The 21,549-nt window shown below is 47.2% G+C and carries 13 protein-coding genes and 1 pseudogene; 10 read left to right on the top strand and 4 right to left on the bottom strand.

Annotated features, from left to right (window positions below; all coding sequences use genetic code 11):
• The first annotated feature begins 81 nt into the window (after window positions 1-81).
• Window positions 82-2,739 carry a PAS domain S-box protein gene (locus QUB44_RS27450; RefSeq protein WP_333372466.1) on the top strand — a complete coding sequence of 886 codons (2,658 nt, stop codon included), beginning with the start codon at window positions 82-84 and terminating at the stop codon, window positions 2,737-2,739.
• 479 nt (window positions 2,740-3,218) lie between these two features.
• Here QUB44_RS27450 and QUB44_RS27445 read toward each other — a convergent pair whose 3' ends face one another.
• Window positions 3,219-3,416, bottom strand: a complete 198-nt coding sequence (locus QUB44_RS27445; RefSeq protein ID WP_015176637.1) for a hypothetical protein — start codon at window positions 3,414-3,416, stop codon at window positions 3,219-3,221.
• Window positions 3,417-3,799: 383 nt separating this feature from the next.
• Here QUB44_RS27445 and QUB44_RS27440 point away from each other — a divergent pair, with 383 nt between their 5' ends.
• The 8 genes and pseudogenes from QUB44_RS27440 to QUB44_RS27405 all read left to right on the top strand — a co-directional run bounded on the left by QUB44_RS27440 (window position 3,800) and on the right by QUB44_RS27405 (window position 14,975).
• Window positions 3,800-4,150: an STAS domain-containing protein gene (locus tag QUB44_RS27440; protein WP_333372465.1), complete on the top strand. Its 351-nt coding sequence runs from the start codon at window positions 3,800-3,802 to the stop codon at window positions 4,148-4,150.
• 143 nt (window positions 4,151-4,293) lie between these two features.
• Window positions 4,294-7,146 carry a TIGR03960 family B12-binding radical SAM protein gene (locus QUB44_RS27435; protein ID WP_333372464.1) on the top strand — a complete coding sequence of 951 codons (2,853 nt, stop codon included), beginning with the start codon at window positions 4,294-4,296 and terminating at the stop codon, window positions 7,144-7,146.
• Between the two features lie 942 nt (window positions 7,147-8,088).
• Window positions 8,089-8,217: a hypothetical protein gene (locus tag QUB44_RS27430; RefSeq protein ID WP_333372463.1), complete on the top strand. Its 129-nt coding sequence runs from the start codon at window positions 8,089-8,091 to the stop codon at window positions 8,215-8,217.
• A 409-nt stretch (window positions 8,218-8,626) separates the two neighbouring features.
• Window positions 8,627-10,963: an Rne/Rng family ribonuclease gene (locus QUB44_RS27425; RefSeq protein WP_333372462.1), complete on the top strand. Its 2,337-nt coding sequence runs from the start codon at window positions 8,627-8,629 to the stop codon at window positions 10,961-10,963.
• 2 nt (window positions 10,964-10,965) lie between these two features.
• Complete coding sequence (locus QUB44_RS27420; RefSeq protein WP_333372461.1) at window positions 10,966-11,649, top strand: ribonuclease HII; 684 nt, start codon at window positions 10,966-10,968, stop codon at window positions 11,647-11,649.
• Window positions 11,650-12,219: 570 nt separating this feature from the next.
• Window positions 12,220-12,573, top strand: a pseudogene (locus tag QUB44_RS27415) (nitrate ABC transporter ATP-binding protein); the annotation flags it as partial.
• Window positions 12,574-12,950: 377 nt separating this feature from the next.
• Window positions 12,951-14,534, top strand: a complete 1,584-nt coding sequence (locus QUB44_RS27410; protein WP_333372460.1) for a mechanosensitive ion channel domain-containing protein — start codon at window positions 12,951-12,953, stop codon at window positions 14,532-14,534.
• Window positions 14,535-14,849: 315 nt separating this feature from the next.
• Window positions 14,850-14,975 carry a hypothetical protein gene (locus tag QUB44_RS27405; RefSeq protein WP_333372459.1) on the top strand — a complete coding sequence of 42 codons (126 nt, stop codon included), beginning with the start codon at window positions 14,850-14,852 and terminating at the stop codon, window positions 14,973-14,975.
• A gap of 389 nt (window positions 14,976-15,364) precedes the next feature.
• On the opposite strand, the gene QUB44_RS27400 is transcribed toward QUB44_RS27405, so the two are convergent.
• Entirely contained in the window at window positions 15,365-18,355 is a 2,991-nt protein-coding gene (locus QUB44_RS27400; protein ID WP_333372458.1) for a PAS domain S-box protein, read from the bottom strand.
• A gap of 868 nt (window positions 18,356-19,223) precedes the next feature.
• On the opposite strand from QUB44_RS27400, the gene trpD reads away from it, so the two are divergent.
• On the top strand, window positions 19,224-20,339 hold the full coding sequence (trpD, locus tag QUB44_RS27395) for an anthranilate phosphoribosyltransferase (RefSeq protein WP_333372457.1): 1,116 nt from the start codon (window positions 19,224-19,226) through the stop codon (window positions 20,337-20,339).
• 164 nt (window positions 20,340-20,503) lie between these two features.
• Here the strand turns inward: trpD and QUB44_RS27390 are convergent, their stop codons facing one another.
• A complete protein-coding gene (locus QUB44_RS27390) occupies window positions 20,504-21,148 on the bottom strand; it encodes a retropepsin-like aspartic protease (RefSeq protein ID WP_333372456.1) in 645 nt (214 codons plus the stop codon).
• Between the two features lie 165 nt (window positions 21,149-21,313).
• A partial coding sequence (locus tag QUB44_RS27385) for a hypothetical protein (protein WP_333372455.1) occupies window positions 21,314-21,549 on the bottom strand: 236 nt, incomplete at its 5' end.

Raw genomic sequence — 21,549 nt, 5'->3', positions numbered from 1 at the left:
TGATTGCTGGTATTTATAATTATGAACTTTCTTTGAAGATAAATTAGCGCTCGCCTGAGACTTTCGCAAGAGGTCTATTATATGCTGCCTTGTTTTAACGGGATAGCTGCATTGGAAATTGCCCACATTACTTGTCCGGGAGTGCCGTTTATTTTTGTTTCGGCTACTTTGGGCGAGGAAGTGGCAATCGAAACTTTGAAAAGAGGGGCTACTGATTATGTTCTCAAACGCCGTTTGATACGCCTGGTGCCGTCGATTGAGCGGGCCCTGCGGGAAGTTCAAGAACGGAACGAGCGCAAGCAAGCCGAAGCACAGCAGCAGGAGAGTGAAGCTCGATTTCGGATCATGGCAGATACCGCGCCGGTAATGATTTGGATGTCGGATACTGACCAACTTGGCGATTACTTTAATAAAGTTTGGCTGGAGTTTACCGGTAGAACTTTGGCGCAAGAAATGGGCATGGGTTGGATGGAAAACTTGCACCCAGATGACTTACCAGAATGTCTGGATATTTACCAAAAAGCCTTCGACGCTGGCAGTGAGTATCGGCACGAATGCCGCCTGAGACGCTATGACGGAGAATACCGCTGGGTTTTGGGTACAGGCGTACCCCGGTACAGGCCCGATCGCACTTTTGCAGGTTACATCGGTTCTTACATCGATATTAGCGATCGAAAACAGGCAGAACAAGAACGCGGGGCAGCTTTGTCCCGCGAACAAGCAGCGAGGTTGCAAGCAGAAGAAACAGCTAAAGCGCTGCAATCGGCAAACTATAAAATTACTAACATTCTCGAAAGCATTACCGATGCTTTTATCGCTGTTGATTTAAATTGGAACTATACCTATGTCAACCATCAAGCTATTGAGCTGTTAGGCAGATCAAAAGCAGAATTGATTGGTAAAAAAATTTGGGATATATTTCCAGGTGGTGTAGATTTACAGTTTTACAAAATGGCGAGCAAAGCATTAGCAGAAAAGGTAACGGTCGAGTATGAAGAATTCGTACCGTTATGGAATAAGTGGTTGAAGATGCGTTTTTATCCTTCCGATTCTGGTTTGTCGGGTTACATCCAAGACATTACTGAGCGCAAGCAAACAGAAGCTGCACTCCAAGCTAGCGAAGAAAAGCTGAGAATGTTAGCCGAAGCTAACTTGATGGGAATTATCTTCGGGGATGTGAACGGCGGTATCATCGAGGCCAACGATGAATTTTTGCGGATAGTTGGTTACACGCGGGAACAGTTGCAGCGCGGGGAATTAAACTGGATTGACATCACGCCGCCGGAGTACCAGTCTCTCGACAAGAAGGGGATGGCAGAGGCACAAGCAACGGGGGCTTGCACTCCCTACGAAAAGGAATTCTGGAGGAGAGACGGCAGCCGGATTCCGGTGTTGATCGGATATGTTTTGCTGGCCCAAAAGCGGCAAGAATCTGTCGCTTTTATTCTCGATTTAACGGTTGGCAAGCAGTTGGAAAGAGAACTGCACGATCGAGCCCAGGAATTGGCGCGGGCGAACCGGATTAAAGACGAGTTTCTAGGAACTTTGTCCCACGAATTGCGGACGCCACTGAATGCGATGCTGGGATGGGCGCAACTGCTGCGGAACCGCAAGTTTGACGAAAAAACGACTGTTCGGGCTCTGGAAACGATCGACCGCAATACACGTTCGCTGGCAACTCTAATCGAGGATTTGCTGGACGTGTCGCAGATTATTACCGGAAAACTGTCGCTGAATTTGCGGTGGGTGGATGTGATTTCGACTGTTGAGGCTGCGATCGATACTCTAGCGCCCGCGATTGCCGCCAAAAATATTGAAATGGTGACGGATTTCGACCCCAGTACCGGGCGGATTTTTGCCGATTCCGGTCGCTTGCAGCAGGTAGCGTGGAATTTGCTGTCGAATGCAATTAAGTTCACTCCTGATGGCGGACAGGTGAGGGTGGCGGTGCGAAAGATGGAGAGGACTTTTGCCGGTGACGAATCCGCTTGCTGTAAAAATTTGTCGCCCGCTAGTATCGAAATTGAGGTTAGTGACACGGGACAAGGGATTTCAAAAGAGTTTTTGCCGCACGTTTTCGAGCGGTTCAGCCAAGCTGACAGCTCTACAAGGCGATCGTACAACGGATTGGGTTTGGGTTTGGCCCTAGTGCGGCATTTTGTGGAAATGCACGGGGGGACGGTGCAAGCCGAATCTGCCGGGAAGGGAGAAGGCTCGAGGTTTTTAGTGAAATTGCCAATTCAACAGCTTCATTGCGACGGCGGATTTTCTGTTGCCCCACTCGGTGAGGTTGCGATTCCTCAAAGCAAGGCGCGAGCCCCTGTAAAGGAGTCTTTTGTCAGCACCAATCTTTCTGGAGTGCGGGTATTGGTGGTCGATATCGACGCGGATTCCCTGGATTTTGCCCGTACCGTGCTCGAAGATTGCGGGGCCCAGGTGGAGACTGCTAGCTCTGGAAAGGATGCCCTGGAGGCGATTGAAAGGCTGAATCCGAATGTGTTGGCGATCGATATTGGCCTGCTGGCCCTTGATGGAGAAGCTTTGCTGCAACAAGTTCGATCAGGGATAATGGACAAGGAAATTCCGGCGTTGGCGTTCACGGCGGTTGGTAGGGTAGAGCAACGGATACGGGCACTGCAGCAAGGTTTTCAAATTTACGTGCCCAAGCCGATCGAGCCTGCTGAGTTGGTGGCGGTGGTGGCAAGTTTGGCGGCGCGATCAAACAATTTTAGATTTTAGATTTTAGATTTTAGATTGACTCCGCGATGAAGGATGTCGTAACTACACATCAATTTTCTGCATTCGAGCGATCGGAGAATTCGGCAGAAAAACGTTTTTTTTAGTATAAATCACAACTCTAGCTAACTTGTCAAGCCCCAAAAGTTATCAATTTAATTTTGCTCAAAGTTGGTAGTTTTTGATACTAATAGCAGTTTCCAAAAAGAATGCAACTGTAGATAAGTTCCAAACCCTGATAATCAGTAGTCCCACTTCTTCAATTCTTTAATCTAAAATCTAAAATCTAAAATCTAAAATCTAAAATTGTATGAGGTGCAGGGACGATCGCCCCTAACACTATTTCCTCACATATCAAGTTCAGCAACGAGATGCTTCATTAGAAAAATATTGGATCGGCGTAAATGCTTCTAACAGGTCTCTATTGCCCGCCGTGCAAGGATTTTTGGGTTTTTGGATGTGGACTGGTCGCCCGGTTCCCACTATCGACGGCTAGATACCAATTGCACCCGGCCGGCATCCATTTCATCCATTAATAACTCTAAAGCCTCATAATCAATATCGGAGATGTACCCCAAACGGGTGAGCTCGTAGTTGATTTCGTTTTCAATGTCAGGCGTCAACTGCTTAATGTAGAGGGCTTTTTCTACAAGTTGACGAATAGCATGAGTTGCTTGCATAGTAAGTCGGAGAACTCCGTACTGTTTAATTTTCCTCTGAACTGTCGAGTAAACAGGTGATCTAGATCAGAACTAATAAGTGATTTAAATTACATTGTTCTGTTTCATCTAACAGTTAGGACAAATTCGATCGCAATTTTTAGAATTACCAAGACTAAACCTGCAGGCCTAAATAAAAAATAGTATAGTAGCTTACGTTTCCTCCCCAAATCTTAGGCAAAACTTCATAAAAAAGAGTCAATAAATAAAGATTCAGTAAAACTACTGGCAACAACTGGTCAGTTTGCCTCAGCTTAAGTTAGGCTCAGAGTAATCAAGTAGGTTTAGGCTTACATCCGTCCAGCGCAGTAGTTGAAAATACGTAGCAATCATAGGTTTGACATATGCAGACACTTCTTGCCCATAAACCAATTACGGTGATCCGACCCCTAGACTACCTGAATGCAGCCACCTGCGGAGAATTCGACGTACAACTAACGACAGCAATTGCAGCCCCCGGGATTGTAGCGGTACTCGTAGATTTGGCCGAAGTAAAATTTATTGACAGTGCAGGTTTGATGGCATTGGTTTCGGGCCTCAAGCAGGCGAAAAAAATGGGGCGCAGGTTTAGTCTTTGCTCGGTATCCCCTGGGATTAAGATGATTCTGGAACTCAGCCAACTCGATCGAGTTTTTGAGATATTTGAAAATGTCGATAGCTTTGATGCCCAAAACTCCTGCGTAAAACAACACTGATAGAACCTCCTCATCGACGATAACAGGCAACAAAACACAGCAAATTCGGTTAAATGGCCGAAAAGACAGACGACTGTCGTTGGCGTGTTGGCAGATTTTAAGGTAGGCTGCTTAAGAGTCGCAAATATTTAGCGAGTCGAGCCGTGGCAGTAAAAGTCGAAGAATTACTTACAGCAGACATTAATCAGCCTGCTCGTTATCTGGGAAATGAATTGGGGGCTACGCACAAGCCTTGGGACGCGGCGTCTGTGCGCTGGGTTCTCACTTACCCAGAAGTGTATGAAGTTGGTGCTTCCAATCTGGGGCACATCATCCTTTACAACATTTTGAATGCTTTGCCGAGGCAGTTGTGCGATCGAGCTTATTTGCCCGCCGCCGACTTGGCAGCAAAACTGCGATTAACCAAAACTCCCCTGTTTGCCGTAGAATCAAGGCGATCGCTCACAGAATTTGATATTCTGGGCTTCAGCCTCAGCTACGAACTCGGAGCAACAAACATTCTGGAAATGCTGGATTTAGCCGGCATTCCCCTAACTTGGCAAGAAAGAGCGACCAATCCCCAAAACGGTCAAATGCCGCTGATTTTTGCTGGCGGGCAAACGGCAACTTCCAACCCCGAACCCTACGCGGACTTTTTTGACTTCATCGCTTTGGGAGATGGAGAAGAGTTGCTGCCAGAAATTGGCTTGATTTTGGCAGAAGGCAAAACTAATAATTTGAGCCGAGAAGCATTGCTGCTGGATTTAGCGCAAATTCCAGGCGTCTACGTCCCGCAATTCTACGATATGGCGGCCGACGGTTCCGTTCATCCCAACCGCCCGCAAGTTCCAGAACGAATTCTGCGCCGCGTGGCAACTCCCATACCAGCTTATTCGATCGGCCTAGTTCCCTACGTCCAGACAGTACACGACAGACTGACAGTAGAAATCCGCCGGGGATGCACCCGCGGCTGTCGCTTCTGTCAGCCGGGAATGCTGACTCGCCCCGCGCGCGATGTCGAACCGCAGCAAGTCGTAGAGGCAATAGAACAGGGGATGCAAGCCACCGGGCACAGCGAGTTTTCCCTGCTTTCCCTCAGTTGTTCCGACTATCTGGCACTCCCAGCAGTCGGCATGGAAATCAAAAATCGCCTGAAAGATAAAAATATTTCTCTGTCTCTACCCAGCCAGCGGGTTGACAGATTTGACGATAATATTGCCGACATTCTCGGCGGTACGCGACAAGGCGGTTTGACTTTTGCCCCGGAAGCTGGTACTCAGCGGATGCGCGACATTGTTAACAAAGGTTTGACCAACGAAGAATTGCTTCGGGGTGTCAAAACTGCGGTCGATCGCGGCTGGGATAAAATCAAGCTGTATTTTATGATCGGTTTGCCTGGGGAAACTGATGAAGATGTTCTGGGCATCGCCGAAACAGTCCGCTGGCTGCACAGGGAATGCAGGATCAATGGTCGGCGGGGACTGAATTTTAACTTGACAATTTCTAATTTTACGCCTAAGCCTCACACTCCTTTTCAGTGGCACTCGGTTTCTACTGCTGAGTTTTCCCGCAAGCAAAAACTCCTGAAGGAAGAGTTTCGGGGGATGCGGGGTGTCAAGGTGAATTACACTGATGTGCGGATTTCGGCAATGGAGGATTTTGTCGGACGGGGCGATCGGCGTTTGGCCGCTGTAGTCCGCCGCGCTTGGGAACTTGGCGCGGGTATGGATGCGTGGTGGGAAAGCTTGGATCGGGCTTACAAAGCTTGGACTCAGGCGATCGATGAGTCGGGCCTTACCTGGAAATACCGCCAAGTCGAAAGCGGCGAGTGGAATCTTTTTGAGAAGGAAGAGGAGAAGGAAGAAGGAAGTTCGGCAACAGATTCTGTAACGGATGTAACGGATGTCAGTGCGATGTCCGTCGGAAGAAGGGAGAAGGAAGGAATAAGGAATAAGAAAGAAGGAAGAGAAATCAAGGAAGATTTTCCCAATTCTCCGGATCTCCCCCTCTCCCCTTCCCCCTCTCTCCCCCTCTCTCTCGATCAGGCCCTGCCTTGGGATCACTTAGATACGGGAATCGACAAAAATTGGCTGAAAATAGACTTGCAAAAGGCTTTAGAAGCAGCGACGGTTCCCGACTGTTCCTTTGAAGGGTGTTCGCGCTGCGGAGTTTGCGGCACCGATTTCGGACACAATGTGGTTGTGGATGCGCTGCCAATTCCTGAGTTTGTTGGGGAGTTTGTCCCGAATACGGAGCGGAAACAGCGTTTGCGGGTTTGGTTCGGGAAGGTGGGTGATATGGCTTTGGTTGGTCATTTGGATTTGATCCGATTGTTCGATCGAGTAGTCCGCAGAGCCGATTTGCCGATTTCGTTTACCGGCGGGTTTCACCCGAACCCTCGGATTTCTCTGGCAAATGCTCTGCCTCTGGGTGTTACCAGCACTGGGGAAATTGCCGACTTTGAGCTCACTGAGTCGATCGATATTGAGAGTTTTCGGGAAAAGTTGGCCGCTAAGCTGCCGGAAAATATTCCGATTTACAAGGTTGAGTCGATCGATCTTAAGGATCCTTCTGCTAACCAGTTGTTAGAAGCAGCGGAGTACGTGATTACTGTGGCTTTAGGGGGTTCGCTGACAGAAAATGGCGAATTAGACCATGAAAATTCTGCTCCTGTCTCCGTGGCTCCTGATGCCAACTGGGAAGCTTGGGTCAAGACGATCGCCGAAACCGAGGCTTTTTGGCGCGTGCATACTACTAAGTCGGGAAAGACGAAGGATGTCAATTTGCGCGATCGGCTGCACAAACTAGAACTTGTAGAGCACAAACCCGACAGCAGCACATCTGCTAGGGGTGCTACATCCGAAGGTAGAGCCGTCTTGCGGTTTACCGGCAGTTGTCGCAGCGATGGCAACTTGCTAAAGCCAGAACATATTGTGTTCATGCTCGAACAAGTCAGCCAGCAGGAAATTCAGCTTCTACAGGTTGAGCGTAGTCAGCTAATCCTGGGTTATGGTTAAAATAGGGAAGCCGCGGTGGAATATTTCACCTTCGGCTTTCGATCGGGATGTGTCGTTTCACGCTATAATCGCTTGTTATGGAAGCCGCGGTGGCTCGAGCGCTTTAGTCGCTCGCCGCCCTCGTCAACCAGCAACGCGGGCTGGGTGCAATTTGCTTCTGTTCAAGACTTTAAGCCTTTTTGTTGTACATTCACGGGCTAAATCTAGCGCCAAACCCGCCGGAGCGGGGTCTGAACCAAATTTAGCGATTAATTTCGATCGACTGGTTGTCGGTGGTCGGCTTATTCAAAAATTTTACGGTTCAAACCGCAGAGCGGGTATTCAACAATAAATGTTTTTGGCGGGTCAAAAAACGGAGATAAGCCCCCGACTTAAGTCGTGGAGAACCAAAAATTTTAGACTTTAGATTAAAGTTCCAGCTCCCAGATTCATCTGTGGAGTAAATCTAAAATCTAAAATCTAAAATCTAAAATCTAAAATCGACTGACCCGTCAAAAAACGGAGATAAGCCCCCGACTTAAGTCGTGAAGAACCAAAAATTTTAGATTTTAGACTTTAGTTCAATGTCCCAGATTCATCAGTGGAGTAAATCTAAAATCTAAAATCTAAAATCTAAAATCTAAAATCGACTGACCCGTCAAAAAACGGAAATAAGCCCCCGACTTAATTCGTGGAAAGCCAAAAATTTTAGATTTTAGACTCTAGTTTAATCTCCCAGATTCATCAGTGGAGTAAATCTAAAATCTAAAATCTAAAATCGACTGACCCGTCAAAAAACGGAGATAAGCCCCCGACTTAATTCGTGGAAAACCAAAATTTTAGATTTTAGACTAAATTTCAATCTCCCAGATTTATCTGTGGAGTAAATCTAAAATCTAAAATCTAAAATCTAAAATCGATTGACGAGGTTTTAGGGTTGGCAGGGGCGGAGGTTGCAGTCGAATGCCAAACTGGGGTATGTTGAGTGCGATCGCACAAGAATTCAACAAAAGTCTAGGCGCTTTCACTCCTACCTACTTTCGCTCAAAACCAGCCCTCTACCACCACGCAAGCGGAGTTATCAGTTCGTAGTGTTAAGTTGTGTGTTAAGAAATTGGTACGGTGTCAATGAATTTATTCGCGCTCGTTCAAAGGAAGAGTTGTAAGTGTTGAATTTTGAGTATTGATTTCGCAATTGTCAACTCAAATCTCAATATTGGTAACTCGATAAAAGCCTCCTTATTTCTATCTCTCAGATTTATCTGCTGAGCATAACTCATAACTCTGTACGGGCGGGTTTAACTACTTTATCTGTAACAGTTAACAGTGAACAGTCAACAGTTAACAGTTAACAGTGAACGGTCAACAGTTAACTTTCCTTCCACCCTGCACCAACTCACAGCTAATAACTCTTCAAGCTACTACTAATTACAGTCTAAGTCAGAGGCACTATGAGTGCGTAAGTGTCTCTAACTTGCTGCCAGTTTTTTGAGGAAATTGAATGACAAAGCAGATAGTTATAGCAGAGCAGCATCGCATTGCTGCCGTATTTTCAGAAGATCAAATCCAAGAACTTGTGGTAGCCACAGGCAGCCACCAAGTCAGTGACATTTACTTGGGAATTGTTGAAAATGTACTCCCTGGGATAGATGCGGCATTCGTCAATATTGGCGATCCAGAACGTAACGGGTTTATGCACGTCACAGACCTCGGCCCGCTGCGTCTTAAACGCTCGGCAGGAGCAATTACAGAACTCCTGACCCCCCAGCAGAAAGTGGTGGTACAGGTAATGAAAGAACCGACGGGCAGCAAAGGCCCCCGCCTGACAGGCAACATTACCCTGCCGGGCCGCTATTTGGTACTGATGCCCTACGGCAGGGGAGTCAATCTCTCGCGGCGGATCAAGTCGGAAGCCGAGCGCAACCGCCTCAGAGCTCTGGCTATTTTGGTGAAACCTGCCGGGATGGGGCTGCTGGTACGCACCGAAGCTGAAGGGATGACTGAAGAAGCGATCATGGAAGATTTGGAAGTCCTCCAAAAACAGTGGGAAGCCGTTCAACTCGAAGGCGGTACTTCGCGGGCGCCGGCACTGCTCAACCGGGATGACGATTTTATCCAGCGGGTGCTGCGAGATATGTTCAGCGGTGACGTGAATCGGATTGTGGTGGACTCGCAAAATGGAATTAAGCGGGTGAAGCAGCAGTTGATGAGCTGGAACGGCGGTAAACTTCCTGCGGGAGTTTTGATCGACCACCACCGAGAGCGCGCCTCGATTTTAGAATTTTTCCGGGTTAACGCTGCGATTCGAGAAGCCCTCAGACCAAGGGTTGATTTGCCTTCGGGTGGTTATGTGATTATTGAGCCGACTGAGGCGCTGACGGTTATAGATGTCAACTCGGGCTCGTTTACTCGATCGGCGACGGCTCGGGAAACGGTACTCTGGACAAATTGCGAAGCAGCAACGGAAATTGCTAGACAACTGCGGTTACGGAATATTGCCGGGGTGATTATTGTTGACTTTATTGACATGGAATCCCGCCGCGATCAGTTGCAGGTGCTGGAACATTTCAATAAAGCTCTCAAAGCTGACAAGGCTCGGCCGCAAATCGCTCAACTGTCGGAATTGGGACTGGTAGAACTCACCCGCAAGCGCCAAGGTCAAAATATTTACGAGTTGTTCGGCCACAGTTGCCCTACTTGCAGCGGGTTGGGTCATCTGGTGCAACTCCCTGGGGAAGAAGACTTCGCCGCAGCGGTGCGGGAATCGGGCGAGCGCACTGTTGCTACGTCGAACCGCGTTTTGTTGAATTTGCCCGAAGGATTGGAACGCCGCAGCTTGACGCCTGTAGCGGCTGCAACTCCTGCACCAGTGCGGGAAGAACGCCCCCCCGAACCTGCTCGGGCTGCTTGGGAACCTCAGAGTCAGAGCGAAAGTTCGGATTTTGAGACCGGCAGTAACGCCTCGCCTTTGGACTTGCTCAACCATCCCAGCTATCAGGATTTGGGGAACGGAACTAGACGCCGCCGCCGCCGCCGGATTGGCGAAGAGCCTTTTGCTCTCCCGGCGGAGGAGGAACCTGTACGTAGCAAGTTGCGGCTGCCGAATACTTCGAGCGCGCCTGTCGCGGATACGCGCTCTGAGTATCTGGCACCCCCCGGCATCCGGGCAGCTTCGGAGGGCTTCGGGCTGGTGAATATGGCTGCTGCTGGCAGGCGCGAGGATTTTGATCGCTTGCGTCCGGCTAAGTCTGAGTTGATGAAGCCGATGGTGGAGCCTCCAGAGGTGATTTCGGTGGAAATGACGGCGGAGGAGCAGGATGTTTATGCTCTGATGGGGGTTTCTCCTTTGGTGCTTACTGATCGCAGCGTGAAAAATCCTAAGAATGCGATCGTTTCGGTGACTCTTCCGGGAGCTGCCCCGAACAAGCCGCCTTTCGAGCAGCTCGAATTTGAATTTGAACCGACGGCGCCTGCACAGAATGTTGAGGAACGGGATTATTATCCAGAAAGGTCGGTAGTTGAGCCTGTTTTTTCTGAGGATGATGATGATGATGATGATGCCGAAATTTATGGCGAGAGTTTGATCGACGAAACTGATGATTTTGATCGGATGGATGAACCCAGCGGTGTGATGGACGAATCCTATGAACCGATCGAATCCCATGAGCCGATCAAATCTCATGAGCCAATCGAATCCCATGAGCCGATCGAATCCCATGAGCCGATCGAATCCCATGAGCCGATCGAATCCCATGAGCCGATCGAATCAAGCGAACCCGATGAGCCTGCTATCAACCGCCGCCGCCGCCGCCGCTCATCTGCCCTTGTGGATGAATAGTTATGAAGGAAGAGGGAAGAGATAAGAGGCAAGAAAGAAGAAGGAAGAAGGAAGAAGTAGAAATTTTTACTCTCTTCCCATCTTTCCATCTTCCGCTTTCCCCCTCTCCCTCGAACGCTCTGATAATTGCGGGTGTGGATGAAGTCGGACGAGGGGCTTTGTTCGGGCCGGTGGTGGCTGCAGCCTGCATTTTGCCCGACGAAGTTCTCGATGAATTAGCAAGTTGCGGGGTGCGCGACAGCAAGCAGTTGAGTGCCGCAGCCCGGAGTCGGTTAGCTATGAAAATCCGGGCTGTGGCGGTTGACTGTCAAATTGGTGCGGCTTCGGTGCGGGAGATCGATCGCCTCAATATTTTGCAGGCTTCTTTGTTGGCGATGAAACGGGCGATTCTTAAGCTGAATGTTCAGCCGGATTTGTGTTTGGTTGACGGGAATCAAAGAATTCCCAATTTGTCGATCGAGCAAGAGACGATGATTAAGGGTGATGCGCGATCGATTCAGATTGCTGCTGCTAGTATTGTGGCGAAAGTTTGGCGCGATGAATTAATCCTGCGGATGGCTGTTAAGTATCCTGAATATGACTTGACAAATAACAAGGGATATGGAACAGCAAAACATAAATTGGCTTTGGAACGCTGCGGTGTGTCTGTCTTTCACCGACAATCTTTTAGTCCTTGTCGAAAATAGTTATCAGAAATCAGAATTACTCGTTAGATCTCGTCCGGTTAATCAGCGAGCTAACGAATCCGATCGTCCCGCTCGCTCTTTTAAACGATCGCGATTCAAAATAAAAGAAGCACTCGACCTATCTTTTTTTTGACAACAATCAGCCCCCAGGGCAGTAAACCTCAATCTCTAATTCGCTTTACCCGAATGGTACTAAGATAGGTTATATTGCAAAAACTGGTAGTTTTTTGGTAAAAGTATTCTTTGTGCCAATTAGCTAAGCCAGTTGTCATCCCATTCATGAATCGGTTTTGGGGAGTGGTGAGTGGGAAGTGGGGAAATCCTTAATTAACGGCTAAGCTGTTCTGCATTTAAATTGTATGTCAAAAAAATTCAAGTCTTGTGGGGTGGGCGTCCCGCCCGCCCTGAATATACAATTTAAATGCGCGACAGCTTATTTGGGCAGAAGCTATTAGTGTTGCCGATCGCCAAAAGTACAGGAAAGCCGCACGAGGTTACATCAACGATCGTAGAAAAATAAGCCAAAACATTGCTAATCTGATAGAAAGACAGGCCCAAAACTTTCCAGACAAATGTGCGATCGCGCGTGCCTTAGCCATTCGTCCGGAAATCTTGATTTTGGACGAACCGTTCGGGGCGCTTGATGCCATCACGCGAGAAGAGTTGCAAGAAGAACTGCTGCAAATTTGGCGGGAACACCGGGTTACCGTGCTGATGATTACCCACGATATCGATGAAGCGCTATTTTTAGCCGACCGCTTAGTCATGATGACCAATGGCCCCGCTGCCCGCATTGGTGAGGTACTGGATATTCCCTTTGAACGTCCGCGCCAACGCGATCGCATTATGGAAGACCAGAAATACTACGACCTGGGGAATTACGCCCTCGACTTCCTGTTTTGCCGCTTTGCCGATGACGAATAGGGGATTAGGGACTGGTGATTTGGGGGAGTATTTGCTTCTAACTCCTCACTCCTCACTTGTTTGCCACCCTGTTCCTACCTACATTCGGCACCCACAACTATCACAAAGCACTTGATTGTAGCCTAAGCTTTAGTATCAACGGGGTCAACGGGCTATGTCCCTGATTCTGTCTGCTTTGTAGCTCCCTGTGTTACCCCGTCAGCTTTAACCCTTCACTAACTATTAAAATCTTGCAACTCAACCTCGCCAAATTGTGGAGTTTTGTGTTGTGTGATGCCTTCATTCTATAATTTTTATCTCACCCAATCATATGAGGGAATTGCCAGAGTCGGGTACTTCCCTACCAGTCTAGATAGTTTAGAGCAGGAAAAAGTCAAATGTTTGGAAGTCATAAACTATCCATGGTGGTAGATATAGCCATTACCCTTTTCGGCATTGCTGGGCTTGCGGCTGGGTTCGTGTTTTTGAACTGGCTGGCTGGTTTTAGCTTGAAAGCGCTAGAGTCAACCCGGTTTCGGAATCACTCTCCAAAAGTCACGAACCTGCGACAAAATATCACGGTCATATTACTCGTGACCTGCGTCGCTCTGTGTTTGCTGGTGGCAGGAGTGAATGGGGCGCTGATTTTTCAGGGGAAAAGTCTGTTGTCCTTTTACCTGGGTTTGCTGAGCAGCATTCCCCGCAAAATTTGGAACCAACTAGCGATCGCCTTCTTGAAGTGCATTAGCCTACTATTGCTGGTCAAGCTCAGTCTACCTTATCTACTAAAGGTGCTGGATCGGGGCAGCGTGCTGGCTCAAGGCTCGGATCAGATCACCGCCAACGACGAAAGCGTTGAGGTATTTTTCAACTCGCTCAAAAAGGTTGTATCAAATGGAACTTGGCTGCTGGCGTTGATTTTTTGCAGCGATTTTCTGAACGCACCGGCTGTCGTCACCCAGTATCTCAGAGTCGGACTCAAAGCTTATCTGGCAGTTTCTCTAGGGCAGTTGCTCATCAAAGTGCTGTCTGTGCTGATCGACACGCTGGATGCTCTGAGCTTGCGTTACTCCAGCACTGAAAATGTATTGCGTCACTATGAACGCTTTCGACACTTAATGCCAGGACTGAAGAAGGCACTGGAATACATTTTGTATGTTGCGATCGCAACTCTAATTATTCAAGACATCGACTCCATCGCTTGGATTACGAATTATTCAGGTCAAATCATCCAGATGATTGGACTCTATTTCCTGTGTGGAGTCTTTATTGAAATTACTAATATCATCTTAGAAGATTTAGTCCTCAAAACCGATCATCTTACCGATTTGCAGCGGCAGCGGCGTCTTACTATCATTCCCCTCTTCAAAAGTATCTTAAAGTATCTGACTTATTTTGTCGGAGGAATTATTGTTCTCAATTTAGTCGGCATCAATCCAGCTCCCATTCTGGCTGGAGCAGGTATAGTCAGTTTAGCTGTGGGGTTTGGGGCACAAAACTTAATCAACGATATTGTCTGCGGCTTCTTCATTTTGTTTGAAAACTACTATCTTGTAGGTGACTACATAGAGGTAGGGAAGGGAGAAGACCGGATTTTGGAGGGAGAAGTTGAAGCCATCGAACTCCGTACTACTCATGTTCGTCACGCAGACGGACAGTTACAGATTATCCGCAACGGAGAAATCGGCTCAATCGTCAATTACTCCAAACAATACAGCTATGCCAAGGTAGATGTTCCAGTTCCACCAGGTTTGGATCTGGATGCAGTGTATGCATTAATTAATGAGGCCGGACGGCAGCTTCAAAGTGAATGCCCAGAAGTATTGGAACCCACCCGAATTGAAGGACTAGAAAATTTTGATGCCGACAATCTGGTTATACGAACCATGACTCGGGTGAAACCAGGCAAGCATCTATATATTCAACGGTTATTACGCAGCAAGCTCAAGTCAGTGTTCGATCGACAATTTGCACAGAGATAATTAAGTAGGTCGGCATTAATATTTACTGTTGAGGCAAGGCAGAGGGCAGAAGGCAGAAGGGAAGAAGATTTTAGGCTCAAAACATTCGTTGACATACCTTGTTTTTTTGTGTCTACTCACATCTTGCACCAGAGCCAGAAACTAGTTTCTTGCAACTGCCCTTACCTGAAACTCCGGATTTTTCGTAGAGGAACCCGGTTTCTCAAGCCTTATTGAGAAAGATGCAAGACACACACGAGCTAGCCTTTTATAGCAATCCTAAATCATTATCATGATTACGGTACAATTATATGCAATACTCGATCATGAAAAAAAATGAATAACTTACAACTTCCACAAAAAGATATGGAAAAAGAAATAGCCCAATTAGAATCTTTCATTAAAAGCGATATCGATGCTGTGAGAACTAAAACGAGCAATAGCTGTCAGGATGGCGCTTGAAGGTAAGCTTTACTATGAAATCAGCAAAATGTTATAGCAATCCTAATTGAGATTCAAATGTATGGTATATTTGTACCACACATAGCAGGTTCGATGCTCTGTTTGGACTTGAAATTTGTTTAAGTCCCGCTAACACCGTTCCTAGAATCAATCCCAAATCTTCACCAGCATCTTGAACAACTTCAGCAGGGACATCATCACGCGAAATTCGCTCGACAAGATTCTGAATTCTGCCTTTGTTAATTTATACAAAAAAGATAATATTATTCAATGCAGCAAAAAACTGCATCACTATCTCGTTTTCAGAAAATATGGATAACCTCTGCCTGACTAAGTTCAGTCCTGCTGTCGCGTCTCGCTCAGTATCATCTAATTCCCGGTTCAGTCGGTCAACGATCGCTAATTTGTTCGATCGGCAATTCTATGATAAATTCTGCTCCGTGGCCGAGTGCAGACACGCAGCTAAGTTTGCCACCATGTTCTTGGATAACTTTGTAGGAAATTGACAGGCCTAAGCCGGTGCCTTTGTCGGCGGGTTTTGTGGTAAAAAAAGCCTCGAATAACTGCTGGGAAACTTCTTCTGGCATACCGGGGCCGTTGTCAGAAATCCTAATTACAGCATTGGAGTTTTGCACTTCTGTCCTAATTTTAATCTTGCTGCGGTTAGCTTTGACTTCGGCAACTGAACGCCCTTCGTTGTATTCCTCGATCGCGTCGATCGCATTTCCGATCAAATTCATAAATACCTGATTGACTTTCCCGGCATAACACTCAACCAAAGGCAAATTTCCATAGTCCTTAATTACCGCAATTTCGGGATAGTTTCCTCTGGCTTTCAAACGAGTTTGCAGAATCAGCAACGTTCCTTCAATTCCTTCGTGCAGGTTAACTTTGCTCATTTGAGAATCATCTTTGCGGGAGAAAGTTCTGAGCGATCGCACGATTTCCCGAATGCGATCGGCCCCAACCTGCATCGAAGACATCGCTTTCGGCAAATCTTCTAGCAGAAACTCTAATTCGATATCCTTAATTTTATTTTGAATTGCTGCCGACGGCTGCGGGCATTGCTGCTGGTACATATCGAGCAAATTCAGCAAATCTTCCGTATAGTGGCCGACGTGGACGAGATTGCCGCAGACGCTGCTAACAGGATTGTTAATTTCGTGAGCAACACCCGCTACCATTTGACCGAGAGTAGACATTTTCTCAGTGTGAATCAATTGAGCTTGAGTTTGCTGCAATTCGTGCAAAGTATTTTCGAGTTGAAGTTTTTGTTGGGTTAACTCTGTTTGCGATCGCCGCAAAGCTTCTTCACTGCGTTTCTGCTCGGAAATATCAGTAATTAATCCTTCCAAAGCTATCAATTCTCCCGAGTCGGAAAACACTCCCAAACCTTGCTCCCAAACCCATTTTAATTCGCCATTTTTAGAAGTAATTCGGTAAGTTAGCTGATAGGGTCGATTTTCTTGTAAAGCAACTTGCACGGCATTCCACAAATTATCGCGATCGTCCGGGTGAGTCAATTCCGAGATAGAAACTTCCCGAGTGCCGATAAATTCTTCAGGAGAATAGCCGGCTAACTGATAGCAACCTTCGCTGACAAACTCCATACTACGATCGGCATCGTTGCGAAAACGGTAGGCCATTCCCGGCAAATTGCTCATCAGCGTCGCCAAAGCCCGCTGACTTTCCCGCAGGGCTTCTTCGGCGTGTTTGCGATCGGTAATATCCGTCATCACCGCCAGCATACAGAGTTCGCCGTCCAAATTAATCAACTCTGCTGACAGCAAACACACCACCACCGATCCCGACTTCATCCGAAACTCGCATTCCTGATTGCGAACAACACCTTGTTGGTGCAAACTTTGCCTAAAATCAAGTCGGTCTTGAGGCCTTACCCAAATATTTAATCCCGGTACTGTATTGCAGGTCGTTTCTTCTAAATCGTAACCAGTCAGCGACAGAAAACTATCATTAACTTCAATAAAACGACCCTCCGCAAAAGTAGTAATAATCATCGGATCTGGACTCGACCGAAAAGCCTTAGAAAACTTTTCTTCCGATAAACTCAACTTTTTAATAGCCTCTTCCAACTGACTTGTCCGCTCTTTAACCCGGCATTCCAATACCTCGTTAGCCTGCTTCAATGCCTCCTCAGCCTGCACCCGATAAGTGATATCCCGCACCACGGCTTGCAGCCCCATTTTGCCGCCGATATCCATAGAAGTTAGCAGCACTTCCGCCGGAAACTCGGAACCGTCCAAACGGCATTGCAGCCAGTCAAAACGGCAATTTCCAGAGCGCATAGCCGTATTAATTCGCTCTTGATAAAGACTCATAGAATCTTGTCCGTTTGGTTGCAACGGCGGGCTGAATTCCGAAGGATGCTTGCCGCAAAACTCCGATTCAGTGCTGCATCCAAATAACTTTAAAGTAGCCGGATTGCAATCCAAAAAACCCTCTTCGTCTAGCAGCATTACCGCATCAGTCGTCGATTCATACAAAGTGCGAAACTTTTTTTCCGACGCCTGCAAAGAAGCAATCAACTGCATCTTTTCCTCTGCTGCCCGCTTTGGCTCGGTAATATCCTGCATTACTTGAGAAAAGCCCTGCAACTCTCCGCTTTCATCACGCAAAGGAGTAACAATAATATTCGCCCAAAATTGCGAGCCGTCTTTGCGAAACCGCCAGCCTTCATTTTCGTATCGACCTTCTGCCACTGCCCGGATTAATTTTTCTTTGTGCTTGCCGATTTCAATATCTTCTTTAGTGAAAAAACACTCCGAATGATTGCCGACTATTTCATGAGATATGTATCCAAAAATGCGTTCTGCACCCGAATTCCAGCTAGCTACATACCCATCAGGATCTAACATGAATATAGCGTAATCCTTAACGCCTTCAATTATTAAGCGCAGGCGTTCTTCGCTTTCTCGAAGTGCAGATTCTGCTTGCTTACGTTGGGTGATATCTTCTACAAAACCTTCGTAGTAGAGCAATCTACCTGCTTCATCGCAGACAGCCCGCGCATTTTCAGCGATCCAAATTATTGTTCCGTCTCGGCGATAAATCTGCGACTCAAAATCCGATACGATGCCCTGTTCTTGCAAAGCAGAAACAAACTGATCGCGCCGATCGGGATTGACGTAAAGCTGATCGCTGATATCAGTCAGACAGCCCATCAATTCTGCGGCGGAATTATATCCGTAGATGCGAGCCAAAGCTGGGTTAGCGCTGATGTAGCGACCGGATTGGGTTGTTTGAAAAATGCCCGACACAGCATTTTCAAACATACTATAATATTTTGCTTCCATTTGGTGCAGTGCCTCCGCGACATTCAGGCATTCTATGGCTTTATTTCCTAATTTTTGATTTCCCACTTGTGAATACCCTGCTCTTGTGTGTGAGGTGAATATTTTTGCTCTACCGCCTGTTAAATTTGAGCCGTTAGTTAGGTTGAAAGATGGTGTACCACAGCCGGAGACGAGTGTGTTTATTCATCTGTCCTACTGGACTGTTAGTTATTAGTGATTGTTGCGGAAAGTTTAGCTAATCCGGTATTTATTTGATGTTTGACTGGCTATCATGATCGCATTCGCACATTGATCGGCCTGCGGTGCAGGTGTTCGAGCCAAACCCGCTCCTTGAAATCTCCCTGAATAGATTAGCAGTTGAATACCCTGAAATAAGTTAGTAGCAAGGATGTTCTTACAATAAAAGGCTGCGACTTCTACAACCGCAAGAGCCTATTTTTAGGATTGGGATGAGAGTATCATCGACTCTTACCCGAAGCAACTAACCCGCCTGCAAGAGCTAAATGCTCGCTGTCCTTGCTGTCAGTCAGTCGATTTGAGATTTTAGATTAAAGTTGACTCCACAGATGAATCTGGGGTTCTCCTAATGTCTAAAATTTTTTGCTTTCCACAACTCCTGTCGGAAACTTTTATCGGTTTTTGGATGCTCTGAGTTACTGTTAAGTATTATTGCTGATAGATAATACAGCAGACTGCTGGCAGTTGTACGATCGGGGGTTTCTCTGTAAAGTTGGCACAACAATAGCGTAATTGTTGTATCAAAAAATTCATATTCTGCTAATGCGGGCGGAAAAATTCTGTAGCGGTGCTGGCATTTTGGCAAAAATCTGGGTCCGATCGCGCAAAATTTGGTCGGCAAGTCTGGTAAAATCCCGATCGATTCTCGGTTTGGCCGCAAAGCTCGATCGGTCTAAATTTGACTAGAAACTAATAAATGACAGATTCTCCTCTACTAGCAACGCCAGAGTTATCCCCTGCTTCAACCCAGACGGCGGATTCTCCTGTGTGGCCAGCCCTCCTGCAACAACTATTAGACAGACAATCTCTCTCACGCGCCCAAGCAGCCGACTTGATGCAGGGATGGCTAGCAGAAGCTATTCCCCCCGTCCTCTCAGGAGCAATTTTAGCGGCCATCCAAGCCAAAGGCATCTCTGCTCAAGAATTGGCAGGAATGGCTCAGGTATTGCATTCTCAGTCGCTTGCAGGCGAATTGGAGAGCGTTGTCAATCCCAAATCCTCCATCTCCAATCTCAAATTAATTGATACTTGCGGCACAGGCGGCGACGGCGCATCCACGTTTAACATTTCCACTGCTGTAGCTTTTGTGGCCGCCGCCGGCAAAGTTCGAGTCGCCAAACACGGAAATCGCTCCGCATCGAGCAAAGTGGGTTCTGCTGACGTGTTGGAAGCACTGGGAGTCAACCTCAACGCCGATCCCCTGAAGGTAAGATCTGCGGTAGACTCCGTGGGCATCACCTTTTTATTTGCGCCTGGGTGGCATCCCGCACTTAAGGCTGTAGCGTCGCTCCGGCGAACTTTGAAGGTGCGGACTATTTTTAACCTATTAGGGCCCCTGGTCAATCCTATGCGCCCTACAGGGCAGGTAATCGGGGTGTTCAATCCTAGTCTGGTATCAACTATTGCCCAAGCTTTGGCCGAGTTGGGGACTGAGTTAGCTGTTGTCGTTCACGGCAGAGAAAAATTGGACGAGGCGGGGTTGGGTGATGTGACTGATTTGGCGGTTTTGTCGGACGGCAAAGTCGAACTCACTACTTTAGACCCGGAAAAGGTAGGATTGACACCAAGTGCGATCGGCTCGTTAAAAGGCGGAAATGTTGAGGAAAACGCCGAGATTTTGCGGAACGTTTTGCAAGGCAAAGGTACGCCCGCACAAATGGATGTTGTAGCTTTGAATGCGTCTTTGGCTTTTCAGGTGGGAGGTGCAATTCCTATGGGTTCTCACGCAGCAGGAGTTTCTATGGCTAAGGACATTTTATTGAGCGGCGAATCTTGGTTGAAGTTGCAGCAGTTGATTGAGTTTTTGAAATGAAGGAAGAAGGAAGTTCGGAAACGGATTTTGTAACGGATGTAACGGATGTAAGGGATGGAGGAAGGATGAAGGAAGAAGGAATTTTTTGTTTTAACTAACCAATAAGAAAAATTATTGAATTTTCAATTTTTCTTTACTTCTTCCCTCTTCTTTCTTCGTTGTTTTTAAGAGCGAGATCGAAATTCAATGACATCTTGCTTAATAGTCACATCTTTATTACCAAAAAAGTCGTGACCCAACAGTCCGATATCTAGGGATGGCGAGATGGCAACAACTACATTGTTAACTGCCAGACCACCTGCTTCCATAGAAGTCAGGCGACCGAGGGGAAAAGTAGCCACTCCGTTCGGAGTTTGTGCTTTTACTGTTCCCTGGAGAACAACGCCCAAGGCTTTAGCCATTGCTGGTGTAATTACTGTGCCACTAGCTCCAGAATCTACCATCATCTCGAACTTTTGTTTGCCGTTAAACGTGACTTCTATGACGGGGATATTAGCCTCTCGCCGTTTGATTTTTGCCTGAAACACTCCCGACTTTGCCGCCGCCGAAGTGGTAGGCGTCAATTCTTCGGGGAGAAAACCGCAGACTGATTGGCTGAGGTTGAGGGTTCGGCCTGACGAGCTCCGCATGAAGCATCCCTCACTTTCTTGAGCCACTGCTGGCGAGGAGTTGGCAACAGTCACTATTAAAATTGAACTGCTCAGAGAAATAACCCCTGCTAAAACCAGTAAAGGTTGGCGCAGGTTGTTAGGGATCGGTAGAGGCTTTTTTGAGTTTGAGAGTAAAGGCAAGGGAGATGTGCTGGGCATAGTTTGATTAAACGCTTTAGCTCGATCGTAACAGCGACAACTGCCTTTTGGTATAGATTTAGACTTTCCGCCCGCATCCTAAGCTGCAGGCAGATAAATTGCTGGCGCGGGGGGAGATGGAGAATTTGCACTTATAGCCTTTCTCAGTAACATGAGGTGCACGCTTTATAAGCGGGCATAGGGCATAGGGCATAGGGCATAGGGCATAGGGCATAGGGCATACCTCACCAAGATTGAGAACTGCTGTATGGCTGCTTTTTGATTACCTGTGGCATAAGTGCCTTGCTTTTCCGAGCCCTTGCACAAATTCAAATAATATCTGTATATAGCGATCGCAAATGATTTGTAAATCATAAATTGTGTATAATGAGGACGTAAATCTAAGTAGGAGTTGAGATGTC

It is taken from the genome of Microcoleus sp. AT3-D2 (assembly GCF_036705715.1).
Lineage (GTDB): Bacteria > Cyanobacteriota > Cyanobacteriia > Cyanobacteriales > Microcoleaceae > Microcoleus.
Note: the sequence above shows the minus strand (reverse complement) of the source record. Positions and strands in the feature narration are given on the sequence as shown.

Excerpts from the sequence above, each read along its gene's own strand:
- QUB44_RS27440 (WP_333372465.1), top strand. The coding sequence starts at position 3,800 with ATGCAGACACTTCTTGCCCATAAACCAATTACGGTGATCCGACCCCTA.
- QUB44_RS27430 (WP_333372463.1), top strand. The coding sequence starts at position 8,089 with ATGCCAAACTGGGGTATGTTGAGTGCGATCGCACAAGAATTCAACAAA.
- QUB44_RS27420 (WP_333372461.1), top strand. The coding sequence starts at position 10,966 with ATGAAGGAAGAGGGAAGAGATAAGAGGCAAGAAAGAAGAAGGAAGAAG.
- QUB44_RS27445 (WP_015176637.1), bottom strand. The coding sequence starts at position 3,416 with ATGCAAGCAACTCATGCTATTCGTCAACTTGTAGAAAAAGCCCTCTAC.
- QUB44_RS27450 (WP_333372466.1), top strand. The coding sequence starts at position 82 with ATGCTGCCTTGTTTTAACGGGATAGCTGCATTGGAAATTGCCCACATT.
- trpD (WP_333372457.1), top strand. The coding sequence starts at position 19,224 with ATGACAGATTCTCCTCTACTAGCAACGCCAGAGTTATCCCCTGCTTCA.
- QUB44_RS27410 (WP_333372460.1), top strand. The coding sequence starts at position 12,951 with ATGTTTGGAAGTCATAAACTATCCATGGTGGTAGATATAGCCATTACC.
- QUB44_RS27405 (WP_333372459.1), top strand. The coding sequence starts at position 14,850 with ATGAATAACTTACAACTTCCACAAAAAGATATGGAAAAAGAAATAGCC.
- QUB44_RS27425 (WP_333372462.1), top strand. The coding sequence starts at position 8,627 with ATGACAAAGCAGATAGTTATAGCAGAGCAGCATCGCATTGCTGCCGTA.
- QUB44_RS27390 (WP_333372456.1), bottom strand. The coding sequence starts at position 21,148 with ATGCCCAGCACATCTCCCTTGCCTTTACTCTCAAACTCAAAAAAGCCT.